A 20,330-nucleotide genomic window follows, 5' to 3' on the forward strand; every position below is an offset into this window, starting at 1 on the left:
GACATCATGCGGATCGACGAACGTGTGCTCCGCGTGGCCGAGCTGGGACCGCTGAGTCCGTTGCCACCGGTGGAGGCGCTGCCGGGTCCTCCATACAAGGTTGGCGCGGACATTCCGGCAGAACTTGTCACCGGCGCGGCCTACGGCGGTGTGCCGAACATGTACCCATACCTGAGCCAGGACGGGTACAGCCGGACCACCGCGGAACATAAGGTACGCGCCGTCGTGCTGGAAAACACCCGGCTGCGGGCCGTATTCCTGCCGTCGCTGGGCGGCCGGCTCTGGGAACTATATGACAAGGTCCAGGACAAGGCGCTGGTCCATACTCAACAGAGCGTCCAGTTCGCCAATCTCGCGCTGCGCAATGCCTGGTTTGCCGGTGGGATCGAATTCAATATCGGCACCCGCGGGCACTCGCCCACCACCTGCAGCCCGCTGCATGCCGCCCTGGTGCATACACCGGAGGGCATGGATGTGCTGCGGATGTGGGAGTTCGACCGGCTCAGGGAGGTGGTTTTCCAGCTTGATGCCTGGTTGCCGGAAGACTCGGCCGTGCTGTTCGTGGCGGTGCGGATCCGCAACCCCAATCCGCACGAGGTGCCGATGTACTGGTGGAGCAATGCCGCGGTCCCGCAGCGGCAGAGGACCAGAGTCATCGCCCCGGCGGCCCGGGCCTTCAAGGCGGACTATCGCGGCGGAATTAGGACCGTCAGACCGCAGGAACACGAGGGCACGGACGCCACGTGGCCGGTGCGGAACCGGCGGGCGGCGGACTTCTTTTTCGATCTCGCTCCGCAGCAGCGGCCCTGGATCGTCAGCGCGGACGACGACGGCGACGGGCTCGCGATGCTGTCCAGCGCTGCGCTGCGCGGCCGGAAACTCTTTGTCTGGGGCGAGAGCCCGGGCGGACACCGCTGGCAGGACTGGTTGTCGCCGGGCGGGGGCCGGTATGCCGAAATCCAGGCCGGCCTGGCGCAGACGCAGTTTGAGCATCTGGCCATGCCTGCGGGAGCCAGCTGGCAGTGGGTGGAGGCCTATGGGAACCCCCGGCTGGCTGCCGGTCCGGCGCACAGCACGGACTGGGCCGAAGCGGTCCAGCATGCCCAGGGCCGGGTAGATCAGCTGGTTAGCAGCGCGGCACTGGGGCAGGCGCTCGCGGACGCCCGCCGCTGGGCCGACCTCTCGCCGGCGCAGCCGGTACTGACCGGCAGTGGCTGGGGAGCGTTGGAAGCGCAGCGCCGGAACGGTGGACAGCCGGTCCCCGAGGGCGCACTGGGGGACGGACCGGCGGAGCAGTCGGGGACGGAGGCAGGGTACGGATGGGCGGAGCCGGTTGTCGGACCGGAGACGGCGTGGGAGATAAAGCTGGGGACCGTGCCGGAGACTGCTCAGGGGACCGGACAAACGGCTTCGGTTTCGGCCCCGGGTGCTGAACATGAAGCCGGGCCCGGGGGCCGGCGGCTGCCATGGATCGACGATTCCGGAACGCCCTTCCCGCCAACCAGCATGGACGAGGAGCAACGACCCTGGCGCGAACTGCTGGAAACCGGCAGCTTCTTCGGCGCGGAGAGCTTTGTCGCCGGCCCCGACTGGGAAGCGCGGCTCAGAGGCGTTCTCTCGGCTGGCCCGCCGGCTGCCCCGCCAGCCACCCCGGCGGCCACCCCGGCCGCTGCCGGGTTGCCTCCTCTGTCAGGTGGCGGAGAGGCAGATCCGGCGGCGCGGAAGGCGGCCTTCCAGCTGGCCAGCATGCTGCATGCCCGGCAGGACCATGCCGCGGCGCGTCCGCTATACGTGCAGGCGATCACCGGATCGGCGGCCGGGCAGCAGCCGCCAGACGCGGCTCCCGCCGCGCCTGCTCCCGGTCTTGATCCCGCAACCCTGGCCCTGGCCCACCGTGGCCTGGGGCTGGCGCTCGTGGCGCTGGGGGATGCGGCTGCAGGGCTCGAGCAGCTGCGCATGGCCTGCGCGGCCAGCAGGGCAAGCAGGCCGCTGCTGGCCGAAGCGATGTCGGTCCATCTGCACCACGGCATGCCCGTCGATGCCCTTGAACTCGTGCGGAACGCCCCACCGGAGCTCACAGGAAACGCGCGGATTGGATTTCTCACCGCCCTTGCCCACGCCCGCGCGGGGAATCCAGCGAAGGCGGCCGCCCTGCTGCGGGCAGGCCTGGAGGTCCCCGATCTGCGGGAGGGGGAGAATTCCATCACCGAGCTCTGGCTGGAGGTTTGCCCCAACGAGCCGGTGCCGGCCCGCTACCAGTTCTCCATGGGCTAAGGCCGCTACCTAGTTGGGATGAGGGAACGGCTGGAATGGGCGGGGCGGCACCTTGGGGTCGGATCCGAGGAAGCCGATCAGCCGGGATTCCAGCATGGATGCGTCCTTAAGCTCGCATTCCCACACCACCAGCACCTGCCAGCCCTGAGCTCTCAAGGAAATCAGCTGGCGGGCGTCGCGTTCCACCGTCCGGCGGCGCTTGTCCGCCCAAAATTCGGCGTTGTTCTGCGGCGCATGCTGGCCGGCGGCGCAACTGTGCGTGTGCCAGAAACAACCGTTGACGAAAATGACCTTGCGGCGTCCGGCAAACACCAGATCCGGACGTCCCGGCAGCCGCTCGGACCGATAACGGCCGTGCAGCCGGTAGCGGAACCCGGCCCCGTGCAGCATCCGGCGCACCAGCAGTTCAGGTTTGGTGTCTTTACCCCTGATTCGGGACATATTCGCGCTGCGCTGCGCGGGACTGATGCGTTCGGCCACGATAATCGTCACCGGCTCTTGGGAGTATTACGGCTGGCATGTTGCACCTTTCGACGCTACAACAATGCCGGCACTGCCGCTGCCGCTGACGCCAGCATCTTTGCCGCTGGTGACCGCCGGCATCGGTTCGGGTACTGCGTCGTGCCTCGGGGCAGGAATAAGACGCGGGCAGCACCGGTTGAGCAAGGTAGATGCAAACGCATAGGTTTGCCGCTACCAAAGGAACAGCGCAATGCAACGTAGGATCGTCGTCATCTCGGCCGGTTTATCGGTGCCGTCATCGAGCCGGATGCTCTCCGATCAGCTGGCGCGGGGCACGTTGGCCCAGTTGGCGGACCGCGGCATCGCGGCGGAGACCGTCGTCGTCGAACTTCGTGACCTCGCCGTCGACATCGCACATAACCTAGTTGCCGGGTTCGCGCCGGCCCCGTTGGCCGCGGCGATAGCCCGGGTGACCGATGCCGACGCGCTGATCGCGGTCACACCGGTGTTCAGCGCTTCCTACAGCGGGTTGTTTAAATCGTTCTTCGATCTGCTGGATCCGAAGTCTCTGGAAGCAATGCCGGTCATCATCGGCGCCACCGGCGGCAGCACGCGTCATTCGTTGGTGCTGGATTTCGCCGTGCGCCCGCTTTTCAACTACTTCCGGGCGCGGACCGTGCCTACTGGGGTCTTCGCGGCTCCGGAAGACTGGGGATCAGGCGACTCGACGGTGGGTGGTTTGGACCTCCGCGTGGCCCAGGCGGCCGGCGAGCTGGCCGGCATGATCGTTCCGGTAGCCGCCGGCCTCACGGAGCAGGGGCGGCAGGACAAACGGGCCCGGCATGAAGCGGAGCTGACCCGGTCGCTGCCGTTCGAGCGGCTCCTGGCGCAGATTTCCCCACGGTAGTGGCCGCCGTCGGGCCTAGGTGCGTGGGTCAGTAGTCCGTCCTAGTTTTAAAACGCCGGCGAATTGTTTAAAACGCCGGCGGATTAGCCGGGCTGCCGGATGTGGGGCTGGGAGAATTGGGGTATGGATGCCGGTTCCCAGGATGGTTTGTTCGCCGAGTCGCTCGTGGGGCCCCTCGTGCCTCCGGCCGTTGATGAGCCGATGGATGCCAACGGCGGGGCCAGGAAGCGGTTCCGGGGGTTTGAACCCGAGGCGGTGATGCTGGTCCCGCCGTCACTGGATGAGTGGCTGCCGCAAAACCATCTGGCCCGGTTCATTGCCGAAATGGTGGACACGGAGCTGGACCTGGCCCGCTTCTACAAGTCCTATGCGAAGGCCAAGGGCCAGCCGCCGTATGATCCGCGCCTGATGCTGCGCATCGTCCTGTACGGATATTGTGTCGGGGTCCGCTCCTCGCGGGAGTTGGAGCGGGCATGTACGGATGTGGTCGCGTTCCGGTGGCTGGCCGCGCAGCAGGCCCCTGATTTCCGCTCGATCGCCCGTTTCCGCGAACGCCACCTCGCGGCCCTGGCGAACGTGTTCCTCCAGGCCCTGGAACTGTGCCGGGCCGCGGGTATGGTCTCCCTGGGCAGGGTGGCCCTGGACGGGACGAAGGTGCGGGCCAACGCGTCCCGGCACAAGGCCATGAGCTATGCCCGGTTGAGCGCGAAGCAGAAGGTCCTGGCCGATGAGATCAGCGACCTGATGGAAGAGGCGAAGACCGTCGACGCGGCCGAGGACGCCCGCTTCGGGCCGGGCACTCGCGGGGACGAACTCCCCGCGGAGCTGGCGAACAGGCGGGCCCGGGCCGCGGCGATGGCCACGGCCCGTGCCTCACTGGAGGAAGAAGCCGCTGCCAAGGCCCGCCAGCTCGCGGAAGAGAAGGCCCGGTCCCGCGGCGATGATGACGAGGACATCACCGCTGCCGGCGACACTGCCGCTGCGAAGGCCGAGCCGAAGCCCACGGCGCAACGGAACTTCACGGACCCGGACGCGCGGATCATGAAAACCGCGGATGGTTCATACCATTACTGCTACAACGGCCAGGCCGTCGTGGATGCTGACCACCAGGTAATTGTTGCCACCAGATTGAACAACGTGGCCGTGGATGTGCAGCAGCTGGCCCCCATGATCGAACACACGGCTGTCTCTGTAGGTGCAATGCCCACGACGTGGAGTGCCGACGCCGGGTATTGCTCGGCAGCCAACCTCGAGCACGTCAAAGACGTTGAAACGGCTCATTCAACCGAGTTCTTCATCTCCACCCGACGCATGAAACACGGTACGCCGATTCCCGAGTCGCCCCGGGGCAGGATCCCGGCCAACGCGAGCCTGGCAGAACGGATGGGACGGAAACTCAAAACCAAGAAGGGCAAGAAAATTTATGCCCGGCGCAAAGCGATCGTTGAACCGGTCTTCGGCCAGATCAAGACCCGGCAGGGCAAAAACGTGCTCCTGCGCGGCATGGAGAAGGCAGCGCGTGAGTGGGAGTTGCTGGCAGGGTGCCACAACCTAATGAAGCTCTTCAGCCACCGCACCCGGGCGGCCTCCCTGGCGCGGATGTAGAACGGGGGCCGGCAACGGGGCAGCCCCGGGACGCCAACGGCGGCTCTTCACACCTCGCTGAACGATCCCTCGGGGCGGGGGCGCCTCCTTCAAAGGAAATTATTACCGGCATCAGGATTCATCGGCTGCCACGCCGCCGAACATCAAACGGCTAAAACCACTACCGACCCATGCACCTAGAAGTACCTGGTCTTGACCGGAGGGACCGACGGCGGCGGGGCCAAGACGTCCTGCAGGACACGCAGCGCACTCTGATAGGTGTCCGGATGGATTTCCGGGCTGGCATGACCGGTGCTGGCGATGTCGTAGCGGAAGAAGGTGTTGTTCGGCAGCAGTCGCCGCCAGCCCCCCATCGCGCTGGCGGCGTTCACAATGAAGTCAGTGGGGTCATAGAGCAGGCCAATGCCGGTTAAGGGAGAAACACCGCCGTCGAACTGCGCGGGGAACGCCTTCAGGAACGTCGCCTGGGAGGTGTTGAGAATTAGGCTGTTCTGACCGTCGTCGAAGGATGACTGCACGCCTGACTGCGCCGCCGTGTACATGTCCTGGCCGTTCGGGTTGCTCAGGCCGCTCCAGAAACCCCAGCCAAGCCGGCCCACAATGCCCAGATAGGGCACCACTGCGCCGGCAAGGGAGATGTACTTCTTGCCGGGGTCCCTCACATCCTCCACGCTGCTCGGGCTGGAACCAAAAACAATGAGCTTGACGTGCAGCCCGTTCTGTTCGAGCAACGGCGCCAGAACGACGGCGACCATCCCGCCGAAGCTGTCGCCGTACAAGTACACCGTGCTGATTTTGCGCACATAGGCGTCCCTGATGATCGCGATAAAGAGCTGCGCCACGTCAATGCCGCGGTTGGAATAACCAATGTAGGACGCCTCTGCGCGCTCGTTCATGGCTGGCTGCACCGCCGCCAGTTTGCGTCCGGCCGTGCTGTTGGAGACCTCAAAACCTCCCAGCAGGTACCACGTGGCACCGGGAAATCGGCCGGCGGCGTTGCTGTTCGCGGTGTTCTGCGGCGTGATGACTTTAAAGGACAGATTGTCGGTGATGAGGTAGTTTGCGGCGATGTTGCTGCGGAACGCCGTGACGGCCGCCGCGCCTCCGAGGGCCAGCAGGAGAAGACGGCGGGAGATATCGGCAGGCTGGTGCGGCGTTGTGCCGTCTGTCTTCGCCGGGTTCCGGGTCTGTTTTGCCGCGTTCTTTGCCATGAGGATCTCCTTGATTCTGCCACAGCGCTGACGCCCCGGTAACGGTCCAGAACGACGGCGCGGACGACGGCCGGACGACGGCGCGGACGACGGCGCACGACGGCAGTGGACTTGAAACGGCGATATCGCTGAGCGGTGGTGGCTCGGTCCCGGAACGTTTAAGTGATGCATCCCTCACCGAATAAGTGACGCAGCTCTCGTCCACGTGACCCATTTGCCGCCTCCCGACGGCCTGCTGAGGGCTCGGAGGCCGGCCTGGTGGACACTCAATGTGTGCAGGATCTGCTGGCGTCGAGGCCGCCCGATGTGTATACTTATGTTAGTTGTTGTTGTGTTGCGCATTTTGTAGTTCAAGCGGCGGCCTCGAGGGATTCTCGAGAGGTTGCTGTTTTTTTCGAAGAAGTGGCAAAGAACAAGTAACCAGGGGGCCCGAAAGTCGGGCGGATACTCCATCTTCTAAAGGAAATAAATAAAATGGCAACAGGTACCGTCAAATGGTTCAACTCCGAAAAAGGCTTTGGCTTCATCTCTCCTGATGATGGCAGCCAGGATGTTTTCGCTCACTACTCCGCCATCAACTCCGGTGGATACCGCTCCCTCGAAGAAAACCAGAAGGTTTCCTTTGAAGTAGAGCAGGGCCCGAAGGGCCCGCAGGCTACCAATATTCAGTCTGTCTAGTATTGCTTGCCGTTCATTATGAACGGCACTCGCCGGGAACGGCAACCGAAGCAGGGCGGGAATCTCCCGACCTGCTTCTGTTTAACCCCCGGCATTGACCCGTCACAGGAAGCCACGGATGTATTTCGACCGCGCGTTCCAGCACCTCTCCACTGGACGGGGCCGAGGGCCAGGAGTCAGGCGATGGTGCTGAGCTGACGCTCCGTGGCATCCTGCGGGGCCGGGCCCGCAACGCCGGCCCGGCGTCGTGACATCCTGCGGTCGATGGCGCTGGCGGCGTTCGAAATGACGATATTCATGCCGATGTAGACGATGGTAATGATCAGGTAGGTCTGCACCAGATGCCCGGTGGAAGCCACCAGAACCTTGCCCGATTGCTGCAGCTCACCATAGGAGACCACATAACCTAGCGTGGTGTCCTTCAGCAGGATCACCACCTGTGCAATCAGGGCCGGAAGCACAATCCGCACGGACTGCGGAAAAACCACCAGTCGGAATGCCTGCGCGGGGGTGAGCCCGACGGCGATGGCCGCCTCGGTCTGGCCCTTGGGCAGCGCTAGGATACCGGCCCGGAAAACCTCGGCAATCGTCGCCCCGGAGCACAGGCCGATCGGAATGACGAGCTTCCAAAAGACATCCGGGTTTATCCCATAGGGCGGCAGCGCTGAGACAAAGATGTAAATGATCAGCAGCAGCGGCACCGAGCGCAGCAGTTCAATCACCGCCGTGCACGGCCAGCGCACCAGCTTCGCGTCGGCAAGCCTCCCCAACGCCAGGAACAGGCCCAGCGGCAGCGCGATGGCGCCGGCCCCCAGTGCGGCGAGCGCGGTGTTGCCAAAGGCCTTGAGCAGGTACCGCCAGGTGCTGGACTGTTTGAACTCCGCCCACTTGGACGGCGCGAGTTGGCCGCTCTGATAAAACTGGGCATAGGCCAGAATCAGCAGGCCCAGTGTGACGAGAATGCTGACAATGGTCAGGATCATGACGCGGCGCCGGGCCTTGGGGCCGACGGCGTCGAAAAGGACCTGCTGGGTGCTCACCGCAGCACTCGCAGCCTTGTTTCAAGCCTGGCGCCGACGGCACCGGCCCCCAGTGCAATGGTGGCATAAATGACGGCGGCCACGAGGAACGTCACCAGCCCCAGTGCCTCCTTGTTATTGATGAAGCTGACCTGTGCGGTCAGATCCATCACGCCCACGACGCCGGCGAGTGAGGAGGAGAGCAGGATCCCGATGAACAAGGTGACGATGGGCTGCACCATCGCACGGGTGGCCTGCGGGAAGACGATCTCCCGGAGCACGCCGAAGAAGCCCAGCCCGATCGCCCGGCCGGCCTCCACCTGACCGGACGGAATGGCGTTGATGCCGGTTCGGAACACCTCGCAGGCGAAGGACGCGCCGACCAGGATCATGGCAATCATCACCGACGGCAGGTAGTCGATGGTGATGCCGATTTCAGGGAGCCCGTAGACCACCAGGATCAACAGGGAAACCAGCGGAACATTACGGAAAATCTCCACGAAGATCAGCCCGACGGCGCGCAGGTACGCCACTGGGCTGATTCGGAATGTTGCCAGGACAACGCCCAGAATCATGGAACCTATGAAGCCGACGACGGTGAACTGGGCCGTGACCCACAGCCCCTCGCCGAAGGTTCCCAGATATTTCGTGAGCAGGATGTCCATAGTGTGGAGCTAGCCGACGGTAGGCGCGGTGGGCGGGGTTGCGGTGCCGGTTTGCGCCCCGATGGTCGCCTTCCAGAGTTTGAGCCAGGTTCCGTCCGCGATGATGTTTTTCAGCCAGTCATTGACGAACGCCTTGGCGTCGGTACCTTTGGGGAGACCGATGCCGTAATTGTCCTTCGGGCCGAAGGGATCGCCGACGATCTTCACGTCTTTGTTGGCCACCAAGGCATTCAACAGCAGGGACTGGTCGATGACATAGGCATCCGCCCTGCCCTGCTGCACGGCGGCCAGACATTGGGCGTTGTCAGGCAGCGGCAGCACCGTGGCGTTCGGAGCCTGGCTGGCCAGCAGCGTCACGCCGGTCGACGCGGCCTGTGTGGTCACCGTCTTACCGGCGAGATCGGCCACACCCTTGATATCGGTGTTGGTTGATTTGACCAGGATTCCCGCCTGCGAGGAGTAATAGGGGCCGGCAAAGTCCACCCGGGCGGCGCGCTTGTCCGTGATCGAATAGGTGGCGATGATGGTGTCCACAGATTTGTTCACCAGCAGATCCTCGCGGGTGTCAACCGTGACCTGATCCAGCTTTGTCTTGGACTCGCCGATGATGTATTTGGCCAGCAGTTGGGAAAGCCCAGCATCGAAGCCAACCGCCTTGCCGGTGCTGGGGTTCAGCAGACTGAACAGCTGGGACGTCTCCGTGCCGCCCACGTGCAGGACACCGTTTTTCTTGATCTGGCTGGCCCACTCGTTGGCCGCGACGGTTGCGTCGTCCGCCTTTGCGCCGGCGCTAATGACGTCGTCGTAGCTTGCGCCGCCCGAGCTGCTGGCGGCAGGAGTCCCGGGTGCCTCCGGGCTGCAGGCCACCAGGCCCACGGCAAGCAGGCCCACTATGGCGGCAGCGGCGGCTCCCACCCCTTTGTTTTTCCGCAATTTCATGTCACGGCTCCTTTGCCAGCGATTTTTCCACCCGGTACGGCTAATGAGGACAGCTTAGTCATGGCGGCCGGAACCCACTAAGCAGTTGTACGTTAAAGTTGCGGGAGTTTAATAAGCAGCACGACCATAAGGCACTGCCTGCTATCCGGCCCGTCACCGGCGTTGCCGACGGGCAGTATGCACCGCCACGTGGCACGATGGTAGACGATGAGACTGACAACGGGCAGGGGAAGCCAACAGGGAATTCCAATGCCGTTGTGGCTGCAGGGCGCGTTCGAGTCCGCTCAGGCGGCCGTAATCTCCGCTCTGTTGGTGCTGCTTCCGCTGGCCGGAGTGTGGTGGGCGGACGGTTTCCAGAACAAGTCCTTCGCCGGCCTGGCGAGGCTCGGCGGCCAGATCTGGCTCGTGATGCACGCGGTCCCTTTGAACCTGACTTTTAACAACGGCCCCAGTTCCGCCTCGGTGCAGAACGGGACGCTCAGCCTGGTCCCGCTGGGCCTGGCGGTGATTCCCTTTCTGCTCTCCTGGCGTGCGGGACGGCGGCTGGCCCGGGCCTCCTACACGGACCAGCTCTGGCAGGCGGTGCTCGGAGCGCTGCTGGCATATGCCGCTGCCGGTATGGGGACGGCGTTTATCTGTGAAACCGCCGAAGTCAGGGCCAGTCTTCCGTTGGGCACCTTGATCCCGCTGATCCCCGTTGGTCTGGGCCTGATCATCGGGGCGCGGCGCGAAGCAGGCACGTGGGGACGGCTGATCGGGGTTGACGCGGCGGACTGGATCGCCGCAACCAGTCAGCACTCACGCTGGGCGGGATCCTACGCCTGGGCAGCCGTCCGTGCCGGTTTTGTGGCGCTGCTGGGCGCGCTGGCGCTGTCAGCATTGCTGCTGGTGGTTGACATTGTCTGGCATTGGTCCGACATTGTGGCCGTCTACGAGGGGCTGAAAACGGGCGTGGTGGGTGGCATCGCGTTGACTATTATTCAGCTCAGCTTCCTGCCGAACCTAGTGATCTGGACCTTGGCCTGGGCCTCGGGCGCGGGCTTCGCTCTGGGCGTTGGTTCCTCCGTCTCCCCGCTGGGAACCGTTGTGGCCCCGGTGCCCGCCATTCCCGTGCTGGGCGCGCTTCCGGTAGGGGAGTTCTCCTGGGGGGTGGTGGCGATGGTGATCAACGTACTGGCGGGAGCCCTCGCGGGTTGGTGGTTCTTGCGTGCGGGGGAAAATCACTTCGATGAGTGGCTCGCCATCAAGGTCAAGACCCGCTGGTTCACCGCGACCGTCTCAACGCTGGCGCTGGGAGCGGTGATCGGCGCCTCGGCCGGGATTTTCGCAGGCGTTCTGGCCCTGCTGGCGCACGGATCGTCCGGTCTCGGCCGCCTGACGGATATCGGACCCGACTTTGCCACCACGGCAGTCTGGGTGGCGGTGGAAGTGGCCGTCGGCGTCGTCGTTGGTTATGCGGCAGGGCCGTGGCTGGAGCGCGAACCGAAAGATGCAGCGCACGTGTCCGGCGGCGAGTCGGGCTGATCTTCTGGTTCCCCTGGATCTGTCACCTAAGGTTGTCCCATGCGCATAGTCGTCCTCGTCTCCGGCACCGGTTCCAACCTGCAGGCTGTCATTGACGCGGTCCGGGACGGGCAACTGCCGGTGGAGATCACCGCGGTGGGGGCGGACAGGCCGGGCACCTTCGGCATTGAGCGCTCGGCCGCGGCGGGGTTGGAGACGTTCGTGGTCAACTTCAAGGATTTTGCCACCCGGGCGGAGTGGGACGAGGCGCTGCTGGCCGCGGTGACCGCATATTCGCCCGACTATGTGGTCTCGTCCGGGTTTATGCGGATCGTGGCACCGGGCTTTATCAATGCATTCCCCAAGCGGTATGTGAACACTCATCCGGCCCTGCTGCCCGCCTTCCCCGGCGCTCACGGGGTGCGGGATGCGCTGGTCTACGGGGTCAAGGTCACCGGGTGCACGGTGCATTTCGCCGACGCCGGCGTGGACACGGGGCCTATCATCGCGCAGACCGCGGTGGCCGTGGAACCCGGTGATACCGAAGAGACGCTGCATGAGCGGATCAAGATGGCGGAACGGGAGCTGTTAATCAAGGTGCTGGCGGACCTCGCCACCCGTCCCAGTTGGGATTAAGCGAGGCGGTGGCGTTTTGTTCCGGGCGACGACGATCATCAGGAACTCCCAACGTCAGGGCGAAAATCACCAGCGCCAACGCGGACAACGGCCCGGTCACCGCGAGAATCCATTTTCGCCCGACGCGTTCCACCAGCAGCGCCGCGGCGGCGACGCCCAAGCCAACGCCGGTCATCCCGGCGGTGGCCATGGAGGGCTTCGGCCCGCCGAAGCCCTCCCTCACCAGAATGGATGCCGGCAGTCATGCGGGCCGTTCGTCGCCGGTGGCACCAATGGCCGAGCGCAGCTGCCCGCGGTGCTCGCGCAGCAACTCCAGCGCCTGCTCCGGCGGCAGGCCCGTCAGCAGCAGCAGAATCGCCGCTTTCACGGAACCGTCGACGGCGGCCAGCGCGCCGGCCGCCTCGGGGGCGGCCGCTCCTGTCGCTTGCATGACAGTTCGTTCGGACCGCGCACGCAGCTTGGCGTTTGTTGCCTTCAGATCCACCATGAGGCTTCCATACGTCTTCCCCAGCCGGATCATGGTGAGGGTGCTGATCATGTTCAGGACCAGTTTCTGCGCGGTGCCGGCTTTCAGCCGGGTGGACCCGGTGACGAATTCGGGGCCGACTTCGATCTCAATAGCAATCCCGGCCGCGGCACCCAACGGCGAGTCTGCGTTGCAGGAGAGCCCGACAGTCAGGGCGCCGGTCTCCCGGGCAGCAGCGAGTGCGCCCAGCACATAAGGTGTCCGGCCGGAGGCGGAGATGCCGACGACTGCGTCTGCGGCGGTGACGCTCAGGTGACGCATATCCGCGGCGCCGGCCTCGTCGTCGTCCTCGGCATTTTCGACCGCCTGCCGGAGCGCCTGCTCACCGCCGGCCACGACGCCCACCACCTGGGACGGATCCGTTCCGAATGTGGGCGGGCATTCGCTGGCGTCAAGCACGCCGAGGCGGCCCGAGGTACCGGCGCCCACGTAGATCAGTCTCCCGCCGCGCGCCATCCGTTCGGCAACGGCATCGATGGTGCGGGCGATGCTGACGCCCGCGCCGGCAATGGCCGCGGGCACCTTGCTGTCCTCGGCGTTCATGGCCTGCACCAGTGCCAGCGTGCCCATCGTGTCCAGGGCGGAGAGTTCGGGGTTAGCGGCCTCGGTGGTCAGCCCGGTCAGCTCGGTACGGAGGGCGGCACTGGGGTCGGTCATAGCGTTCTTCCTGTCCGGTCTTCCGCCGTGAGCAGCCGGGCCACCGCGCGGGCACTGACACGGGACGAGCCGAAGCAGTTGATGATGGGCATCGGCGGAGCGACCGGGAGAGGCGTCGCGAGGCCGGCGTTAATGGCGATGGCGTCCGGAACTACGTCGATCAGTTCCGCCAGCCCAGCGGCCTGGCCCCGATCCAGCAGGGCGTCAAGGACCACCACGCAGGGCCGCGGGGATGGGCTGTCCAGCCCTGGCGGAACCTGTACGGCTTCCTTGTCGGCCACCAGCTCCTGCAGTGACAGTGTCCGCACCGTCAGGCGCTCGGCCAGCGCTGCGGCAAAGAAGTTTTCGGTGGCGCCGGCCGCCATATTGTGCGCGGTGCGAAGATCGACGACGTCGACGGCGGATACCCCGGATGGTAGACGCGGCATCGCCACGGCAGCGGTGCCGCCGCTGCCCGAGACCGTGCAGGCCCGCGCCGCGACGGCCACCCAGTCAGGTTCCTGCGCCGGGTCCGCCGGATGGTCCGCGGCCGGCACGCGCGCCGCACCGGACGCAAACGCCGCAACCCGTGCGGCCGCGCGCTCCAGCACTGAGATGGGCAGTGTGCCGTCGGCAACGGCGGCCAGCAGCGCGTCTCTGACCTGCAGATAGTCGTCCTCGCCGGCGCCCCCTTGACCAGTCCCGTCGGTGCCTCCCCCGGAGCTGTACGGATTGGACGGGTTGCCCGCGCAAAGCAGATCCGCCCCGGCCAGCAGGGACTGGACGGCGCCCTGGCCCATGCCAACCGTGGCCTGCACCGCCGCCATGTCCAGTGCATCGGTGATCAGCAGCCCGTCGAAACCCAGTCCGCGGAGCAGGGCGCCAGCGGCCGGATTCAGTGTGGCCGGTGCCTCGCCCAGATCGGGAATCGCAATGTGTGCGGTCATCATCGCCGCTGCACCCGCCGCCGCCGCAGCCCGGAACGGCGGCAGATGGACCCGCTTGACGTCGTCGAGGGTCATATCCAGGCGTGGCAGAGACAGGTGCGAATCGCCGCTGGTGTCCCCGTGACCGGGGAAATGTTTGGCACAGGCCCCGACGCCGGTGGACGCAATGCCGCGGACCATGGCGCCGGTGTGCCGGCTGACAAGGTCCGTGCCGGAGCCGAAGGAGCGGACGCCAATGACCGGATTGAGCGGGTTGGTATTCACATCCGCCACCGGGCCGATCACCAGGTTGATGCCGGCCGCGCGGCAGAGCGTCCCGATGGCCCGGCCGGCCGCCTCGGTGAGTGTGACGTCGTCGAGGGCTCCGAGCACCGCCGCGCCGGGAATGTCGGAGCCGGCGCGGAACTGCAGTCGGGTGACGTTGCCACCCTCTTCGTCGGCCCCGGTGACGGCCAACGGATTGGCGGCCCGGATCGCCGCCGAGAGCTCCGCCGGCTGGCCGGGCATGTCGGGAAGGAGGTTGTGGCTAAAATACACCACCCCGGCCAAGCCGTCAGACAATGCCTCCGCGAGCCAGGAGGGCACCGATGTGCCAATGAATCCGGGCCAGATCACTCCGTTGACCAGACGCCGAAGGGACTGGGCATCTGTCGTGGCGGGCGCGGTCGACTCGGTCATACTGCAAGGGTACAGATGGCGGTGGCCTAAACTTGGAGGTATCCCCTTCCCGGACGCCGCGCAGCGTCAGTCGACACGTACTGGAGAAGAATCCGTGAGCACCCTTGACCCTGCACAACTTGACCGGGTACCTATCCGCCGGGCCCTGATCTCGGTTTACGACAAGACCGGGCTGGAGGAACTTGCGGCCGGGCTGCATGCCGCAGGCGTCAGCATCGTTTCCACCGGTTCGACGGCCGCCCGGATCGCCGCCGTGGATATTCCGGTGCAGGGGGTTGAAGAGGTCACCGGCTCGCCCGAGATGCTCGATGGCCGGGTCAAGACGCTGCATCCGCGCATTCACGCCGGCATCCTGGCGGACCGGAGGCTGCCAGACCATGTGCAGCAGCTCGCGGATCTGGAGATCGACACGTTCGATCTCGTCGTCGTCAACCTTTACCCGTTCGCCGAGACCGTCGCTTCGGGTGCGGCCAATGACGACGTCGTCGAGCAGATTGACATCGGTGGCCCGTCGATGGTGCGTGCCGCCGCTAAGAACCACGCCTCGGTCGCCGTCGTCGTGGATCCGAAGAGCTACGCCGACGTCATCGCGGCTGCGCAGCAGGGCGGCTTTGATCTGGCAAGCCGCCGGCGGCTTGCGTCGCTGGCCTTCGCGCATACCGCCGCCTACGACAATGCGGTGGCCGCGTGGACCGCTCAAGAGCTTAACGACGACGGCGAACACTGGCCCGCGTACGCAGGTGTCGCCTTGGAGCGCTCCGAGGTGCTGCGCTACGGCGAAAACCCGCACCAGGCCGCCGCGCTCTATGTCGACCGAGCCGCCACGCCGGGCATTGCCCAGGCGGACCAGCTGCACGGTAAGCCGATGAGCTACAACAACTACGTGGACGCGGACGCGGCGCTGCGGACGGCCTTTGAATTCGATGGTCCGGCCGTCGCCGTGGTTAAGCATGCCAACCCCTGCGGCGTTGCCGTGGCGCCCGCCGATGCTGACGACCCGGTGGCCCAGGCGCACGCCAAGGCCCACGCCTGCGACCCGAGCTCGGCCTACGGCGGCGTGATCGCCTCCAACCGTCCGGTCACGTATGACATGGCGGCCGGCCTGAAGGGCGTCTTCACTGAGGTCATCATTGCGCCGTCGTTCGAGCCGGACGCGCTGGAGCGCCTGCAGAAGCGTGCGGACATCCGCCTGCTGACGCTGCCGGAGGGCTACGCCCGCGCCGCGGTGGAATTTCGGCAGGTCTCCGGCGGCATGTTGATCCAGTCCACGGACCGGATGGATGCCGCGGGGGACAATCCGCAGAGCTGGACACTGGTTTCGGGTGAACCGGCAGACGACGCCACCATGGCCGACCTGGCGTTCGCCTGGAAGGCGCTGCGCGGGGTCAAGTCCAACGGGATTCTGCTCGCCAATGACGGCGCCTCGGTCGGCGTGGGCATGGGGCAGGTTAATCGGGTGGATTCCTGCAGGCTGGCGGTGGAACGCGCCAATACGCTGGCCCCGGACAAGGACGGTACCGCCATTGAGCGGGCCCGCGGGGCGGTGGCTGCCTCGGATGCGTTCTTCCCGTTCGCCGATGGCCTGCAGATTCTGCTCGAGGCCGGCGTACGCGCCGTCGTCCAGCCCGGCGGTTCCGTGCGCGATGAGGAAGTCATCGCCGCGGCCCAGGCGGCCGGCGTCACAATGTACCTGACCGGATCACGCCACTTCTTCCACTGACCCCGCATCGACGTCACACTTCTCGCCCGTGCCGGCGGACAACAGGGGCGCGAAGTGCGATATCGACGGCAGGGGTGCCTGATGGGCGGCAACCAGGCCTCCTCAGGTAGGTTGGATATAAAAGAAATGACACCAGATTTCCGTAGACGTTCACAGGAGATGCCTCGCTAATGGCCAAGATTATCTATACCCACACCGACGAAGCGCCGATGCTGGCCACCTATTCGTTCTTGCCGATTGTCGAGGCGTTCGCCTCCACCGCCGGTGTGGAAGTGGAGACCCGCGACATCTCACTGTCGGGCCGTATCATCGCCGTTTTCGGCGACTACCTCACCGAGGAACAAAGGATCGGCGATACCTTGGCGGAGCTGGGTGAACTTGCCAGGAAACCCGAAGCGAACATCATCAAGCTGCCGAACATCAGCGCTTCCGTCCCGCAGTTGAAGGCTGCCGTCGCCGAGCTTCAGGGCCAGGGCTACGACCTCCCGGACTATCCCGACGATCCCTCCACCGATGAGGAAAAGGTTGTCCGGGCCCGTTACGACAAGATCAAGGGTTCCGCTGTCAACCCGGTCCTGCGTGAAGGCAACTCCGACCGCCGGGCGCCGCTGTCGGTGAAGAATTACGCGCGCAAGAACCCGCACACCATGGGAGCCTGGTCTTCAGAGTCGAAGACCAACGTCGCCCATATGGTTGCCGATGACTTCCGCTCCAATGAGAAGTCCGTGGTGATCGGCGCCAATGGAACCATTAAGATCCTGTTCATCGCCGAAGACGGCACCAGCACCGTACTAAAGGACTCCTTCCGGGTCCTTGCCGGCGAGGTTGTCGACGGTACCGTCCTGCGGGTGGCCGCCCTCGATGAGTTCTTGGCAGCGCAGATTGCCCGGGCCAAGGACGAGGGTGTGCTGTTCTCCGCACACCTGAAGGCCACCATGATGAAGGTTTCCGATCCGATCATCTTCGGCCACATCGTCAGGGCCTTCCTGCCGGATCTGTTTGCAGGCTACGGTGCTCAGCTGGCCAAGGCGGGCCTCAGCGCGAACAACGGTCTGGCCTCCATCCTCAACGGACTCGATGCGCTTCCCGCCGACATCCGTGAAGGTGCCCAGGCTGCCATCAAGCAGGGCCTGGACGACGGGCCCGCACTGGCCATGGTGGATTCGGATAAGGGGATCACCAACCTGCATGTTCCTTCGGATATCATCGTGGACGCGTCGATGCCGGCGATGATCCGCACCTCCGGCAAGATGTGGGGCCCGGACGGCAAAGCCGCGGATACCCTGGCAGTGATTCCGGACAGCTGCTACGCAGGCGTTTACCAGGTCGTGATCGATGACTGCCGCGCGAACGGCGCGTTCGATCCGACCACCATGGGCACCGTCCCGAATGTTGGCCTGATGGCCCAGGCTGCCGAGGAATACGGAAGCCATGACAAGACCTTCGAGATCCAGGCTGCAGGCACCGTACAGATCGTCGACGGCTCCGGGACCGTGCTGATCGAACACCAGGTTTCGGCCGGCGACGTTTGGCGGGCCTGCCAGACCAAGGACCTGCCGATCCGTGACTGGGTCAAGCTGGCCGTCACCCGTGCCCGTGCCTCTCTGACTCCCGCCGTCTTCTGGCTGGACGAAGGCCGCGCCCACGATGCCAACCTGATCACCAAGGTCAGGGAATACCTGAAGGATCACGACACCGAGGGCCTGCGGATCGAGATCATGACGCCGGAGGACGCCACCGCCTTCACGCTGGAGCGTATCCGCAGGGGCGAGGACACCATCTCCGTCTCCGGCAATGTGCTGCGGGATTACCTCACAGACCTGTTCCCGATCCTTGAGCTGGGCACCAGCGCCAAGATGCTCTCCATCGTTCCCCTGATCAACGGCGGCGGACTCTTCGAGACCGGTGCCGGCGGATCCGCTCCGAAGCACGTTCAGCAGCTGCTGCAGGAAAACCACCTGCGCTGGGATAGCCTGGGTGAATTCCTTGCGCTGGCCGTCAGCTTCGAACATCTGGCCACCTCGACCGGCAACACGCGTGCCCAGATTCTGGCGGACACGCTGGACCGCGCCACCGGAACTTTTTTGCTCGAGAATAAGTCCCCGAGCCGCAGAGTCGGGGAGCTGGACAACCGCGGAAGCCACTTCTACCTGGCGCGGTACTGGGCTCAGGAACTGGCAAAGCAGACCGAGGACGCCGAGCTGGCCGCCCCTTTCTCCGCCGTTGCCGAGGCGCTGACCTCCAACGAGACAACCATTGTCGGGCAGCTGCTGTCCGTGCAGGGCCCCCCGGTTGACCTCGGCGGCTACTACCGCCCCGATGTGGCGAAGGTTGCCGCCGTCATGCGTCCGTCGGCGAAGCTCAACGAAATTCTGGCCACGCTCAGCGTTTAGCTACCGGCCGGTAGCTAAACGCCGCCGCGGTACATCCACTGCCCGCTCGCCCGCATGGGAGAGTGGGCAGTCCTGTCGCATATTCGTCTTTCGGCCGTTACCTGATCTTAATTTCTTCCGAGTGTGTCCGACACAACATTTCGTTGTAGTCTCAGGACATAATCAACGAATGAGCGCAGGCAATGAGGCCTTTGCTCGGATGTGGCCCGAAAGGCAAATCTATGTACCGCAAGAAACTTGTCTCGACACTGGCCGTGGCAGCCACGCTGGGGATGCTGCTGTCATCGTGCGCGAACCAGGCAGGAACCGGCACCTCCTCCGACACCGGTGCGTCCGGCAGCAAGGTGAACGTCCCGGCACTGACCAAAATTGACACTCCGCCGAATGCTGTCCTGCCCAAGGGTGACGGCAAGGCCACCTGCCCGGCCACCACGACGCTGGCCTACGCGGGTGCGGAGACCGGCCCCAACGCCCAGCTGGGTATTAACATTTTCAACGGCGTTCAGCTGGCCATCAACGAGCATAACGCCGCGAACGCCGGCTGCCAGGTGCAGTTCAAGAAATTTGACACCGAGGGGGATCCGAGCAAGGCCACCGGCCCGGTGACCCAGGTGACCACCGAGGCCAGCATCATCGGTGTCATCGGTCTGCCGTTCTCCGGCGAGTCCAAGGCAACCGGCAACATTTTCGAGCAGTCGAAACTGGTGCACATCACTCCGGCCGCAACGAACCCGGGCCTGACCACCAACGGCTGGACGACCTTCTTTCGCGGCCTGGGCAACGACGCCGTACAGGGACCGGCAGCCGCAAAATTCATGACCGGGAAACTGGCAGCCAAGAAGGTCTACGTCGTTCAGGATGACTCCGACTACGGCATCGGCCTGGGCAAGACGACCTCCGATGGGCTCGGAAGCGCGCTGGCCGGAACCGACAAGGTCACGACCGGGCAGAAGGACTTTTCCGCGGTAATCTCCAAGATCATCAATGCCAAGGCCGATGCGGTGTTCTACTCCGGCTACTATGCCGAGGGCGCGCCCTTTGACCAGCAGCTGGTCGGCAAGGGTTTCACCGGAACCTTCGTCGGTCCCGACGGCCTCAAGGATGATCAGTTCATCAAGCAGGCCGGAGATTCCTCCAACAACGCCTACTTCACCTGCCCGTGTATTCCGGGTGAACTGATTCCCTCCTTTGAGAGCGCGTACAAGTCCCTGAACAACGCGGAGCCGGGAACGTACTCCATTGAAGGTTACGACGCCGCGACGGTGCTCCTGTCCGGCATCGACGCCGGCAAGCAGTCCCGCGCGGATCTGCTCTCCTGGGTCAAGTCCTACGACAAGGACGGTCTGAGCAAGCACTACAAGTGGGACGACAAGGGCGAACTGCAGGCCCCGACGGTCTACGGATACAAAGTGGAAAACGGCAAGATTGTGCCAGTTGGCGCGATCGGCGAGTAACTAGCGGAACAAGGACAATGCTGCGGGGCCGGTAGGCGAGGTCCCGCAGCATTGTCTTGGACGCACGAAAAACCGAA

Annotated in this window: 16 protein-coding genes and 1 pseudogene; 9 read left to right on the forward strand and 8 right to left on the reverse strand. The window is 64.9% G+C overall.

Features of this window, described 5'->3' with window-relative positions; all coding sequences use genetic code 11:
- Window positions 1-6 precede the first annotated feature (6 nt).
- Window positions 7-2,274 (forward strand): DUF5107 domain-containing protein, encoded by a 2,268-nt coding sequence (locus ACLLJI_RS03415; protein ID WP_434617949.1) that lies wholly within the window; start codon window positions 7-9, stop codon window positions 2,272-2,274.
- A gap of 9 nt (window positions 2,275-2,283) precedes the next feature.
- Here the strand turns inward: ACLLJI_RS03415 and ACLLJI_RS03420 are convergent, their stop codons facing one another.
- Window positions 2,284-2,754 carry a very short patch repair endonuclease gene (locus tag ACLLJI_RS03420; RefSeq protein ID WP_434621143.1) on the reverse strand — a complete coding sequence of 157 codons (471 nt, stop codon included), beginning with the start codon at window positions 2,752-2,754 and terminating at the stop codon, window positions 2,284-2,286.
- 232 nt (window positions 2,755-2,986) lie between these two features.
- Between ACLLJI_RS03420 and ACLLJI_RS03425 the strand changes: the two genes are divergently transcribed.
- Both ACLLJI_RS03425 and ACLLJI_RS03430 read left to right on the forward strand, forming a co-directional pair.
- A complete protein-coding gene (locus tag ACLLJI_RS03425; RefSeq protein ID WP_434617952.1) occupies window positions 2,987-3,643 on the forward strand; it encodes a CE1759 family FMN reductase in 657 nt (218 codons plus the stop codon).
- 201 nt (window positions 3,644-3,844) lie between these two features.
- Window positions 3,845-5,248 (forward strand): IS1182 family transposase, encoded by a 1,404-nt coding sequence (locus ACLLJI_RS03430; RefSeq protein ID WP_434621093.1) that lies wholly within the window; start codon window positions 3,845-3,847, stop codon window positions 5,246-5,248.
- 176 nt (window positions 5,249-5,424) lie between these two features.
- Here ACLLJI_RS03430 and ACLLJI_RS03435 read toward each other — a convergent pair whose 3' ends face one another.
- Window positions 5,425-6,459, reverse strand: coding sequence for a hypothetical protein (locus ACLLJI_RS03435; protein ID WP_434617955.1), 1,035 nt, complete (start codon window positions 6,457-6,459; stop codon window positions 5,425-5,427).
- A 474-nt stretch (window positions 6,460-6,933) separates the two neighbouring features.
- Here ACLLJI_RS03435 and cspE point away from each other — a divergent pair, with 474 nt between their 5' ends.
- Window positions 6,934-7,137: a transcription antiterminator/RNA stability regulator CspE gene (cspE, locus tag ACLLJI_RS03440; RefSeq protein WP_196396675.1), complete on the forward strand. Its 204-nt coding sequence runs from the start codon at window positions 6,934-6,936 to the stop codon at window positions 7,135-7,137.
- A 176-nt stretch (window positions 7,138-7,313) separates the two neighbouring features.
- Here cspE and ACLLJI_RS03445 read toward each other — a convergent pair whose 3' ends face one another.
- The 3 genes from ACLLJI_RS03445 to ACLLJI_RS03455 are packed head-to-tail and all read right to left on the reverse strand — an operon-like array spanning window position 7,314 to window position 9,760.
- Window positions 7,314-8,177, reverse strand: a complete 864-nt coding sequence (locus ACLLJI_RS03445) for an amino acid ABC transporter permease (RefSeq protein ID WP_283558530.1) — start codon at window positions 8,175-8,177, stop codon at window positions 7,314-7,316.
- The gene (locus ACLLJI_RS03450; protein WP_283558531.1) at window positions 8,174-8,821 is read right to left on the reverse strand and encodes an amino acid ABC transporter permease; all 648 of its coding nucleotides are present in this window, start codon (window positions 8,819-8,821) and stop codon (window positions 8,174-8,176) included. The genes ACLLJI_RS03445 and ACLLJI_RS03450 overlap by 4 nt, the downstream gene beginning before the upstream one ends.
- Window positions 8,822-8,830: 9 nt before the next feature.
- Window positions 8,831-9,760 carry a glutamate ABC transporter substrate-binding protein gene (locus tag ACLLJI_RS03455; RefSeq protein ID WP_283558532.1) on the reverse strand — a complete coding sequence of 310 codons (930 nt, stop codon included), beginning with the start codon at window positions 9,758-9,760 and terminating at the stop codon, window positions 8,831-8,833.
- Window positions 9,761-9,967: 207 nt separating this feature from the next.
- On the opposite strand from ACLLJI_RS03455, the gene ACLLJI_RS03460 reads away from it, so the two are divergent.
- Together ACLLJI_RS03460 and purN are read left to right on the forward strand one after the other, a co-directional pair.
- Entirely contained in the window at window positions 9,968-11,284 is a 1,317-nt protein-coding gene (locus tag ACLLJI_RS03460; protein ID WP_434617960.1) for a cell division protein PerM, read from the forward strand.
- 39 nt (window positions 11,285-11,323) lie between these two features.
- Window positions 11,324-11,899 (forward strand): phosphoribosylglycinamide formyltransferase, encoded by a 576-nt coding sequence (purN, locus tag ACLLJI_RS03465; RefSeq protein WP_283558534.1) that lies wholly within the window; start codon window positions 11,324-11,326, stop codon window positions 11,897-11,899.
- A 40-nt stretch (window positions 11,900-11,939) separates the two neighbouring features.
- On the opposite strand, the pseudogene ACLLJI_RS03470 reads toward purN, so the two are convergent.
- The 3 genes and pseudogenes from ACLLJI_RS03470 to ACLLJI_RS03480 all read right to left on the reverse strand — a co-directional run.
- A pseudogene (locus tag ACLLJI_RS03470) lies at window positions 11,940-12,128 on the reverse strand (MFS transporter); the annotation flags it as partial.
- 12 nt (window positions 12,129-12,140) lie between these two features.
- Entirely contained in the window at window positions 12,141-13,082 is a 942-nt protein-coding gene (gene murQ, locus ACLLJI_RS03475) for an N-acetylmuramic acid 6-phosphate etherase (protein WP_434617963.1), read from the reverse strand.
- Complete coding sequence (locus tag ACLLJI_RS03480; protein WP_434617966.1) at window positions 13,079-14,686, reverse strand: glycoside hydrolase family 3 N-terminal domain-containing protein; 1,608 nt, start codon at window positions 14,684-14,686, stop codon at window positions 13,079-13,081. Before ACLLJI_RS03480 ends, murQ begins: the two co-directional genes overlap by 4 nt.
- Before the next feature lie 94 nt (window positions 14,687-14,780).
- On the opposite strand from ACLLJI_RS03480, the gene purH reads away from it, so the two are divergent.
- The 3 genes from purH to ACLLJI_RS03495 all read left to right on the forward strand — a co-directional run bounded on the left by purH (window position 14,781) and on the right by ACLLJI_RS03495 (window position 20,253).
- Complete coding sequence (purH, locus tag ACLLJI_RS03485; RefSeq protein ID WP_434617969.1) at window positions 14,781-16,406, forward strand: bifunctional phosphoribosylaminoimidazolecarboxamide formyltransferase/IMP cyclohydrolase; 1,626 nt, start codon at window positions 14,781-14,783, stop codon at window positions 16,404-16,406.
- Between the two features lie 170 nt (window positions 16,407-16,576).
- Window positions 16,577-18,799: an NADP-dependent isocitrate dehydrogenase gene (locus ACLLJI_RS03490; RefSeq protein WP_283558538.1), complete on the forward strand. Its 2,223-nt coding sequence runs from the start codon at window positions 16,577-16,579 to the stop codon at window positions 18,797-18,799.
- A gap of 221 nt (window positions 18,800-19,020) precedes the next feature.
- Window positions 19,021-20,253 carry a branched-chain amino acid ABC transporter substrate-binding protein gene (locus ACLLJI_RS03495; protein WP_434617972.1) on the forward strand — a complete coding sequence of 411 codons (1,233 nt, stop codon included), beginning with the start codon at window positions 19,021-19,023 and terminating at the stop codon, window positions 20,251-20,253.
- The last annotated feature ends 77 nt before the right edge of the window (window positions 20,254-20,330 follow it).

Origin of the sequence: Arthrobacter sp. A5, assembly GCF_051131705.1 — a bacterium.
Classification (GTDB): Bacteria; Actinomycetota; Actinomycetes; order Actinomycetales; family Micrococcaceae; genus Arthrobacter_M.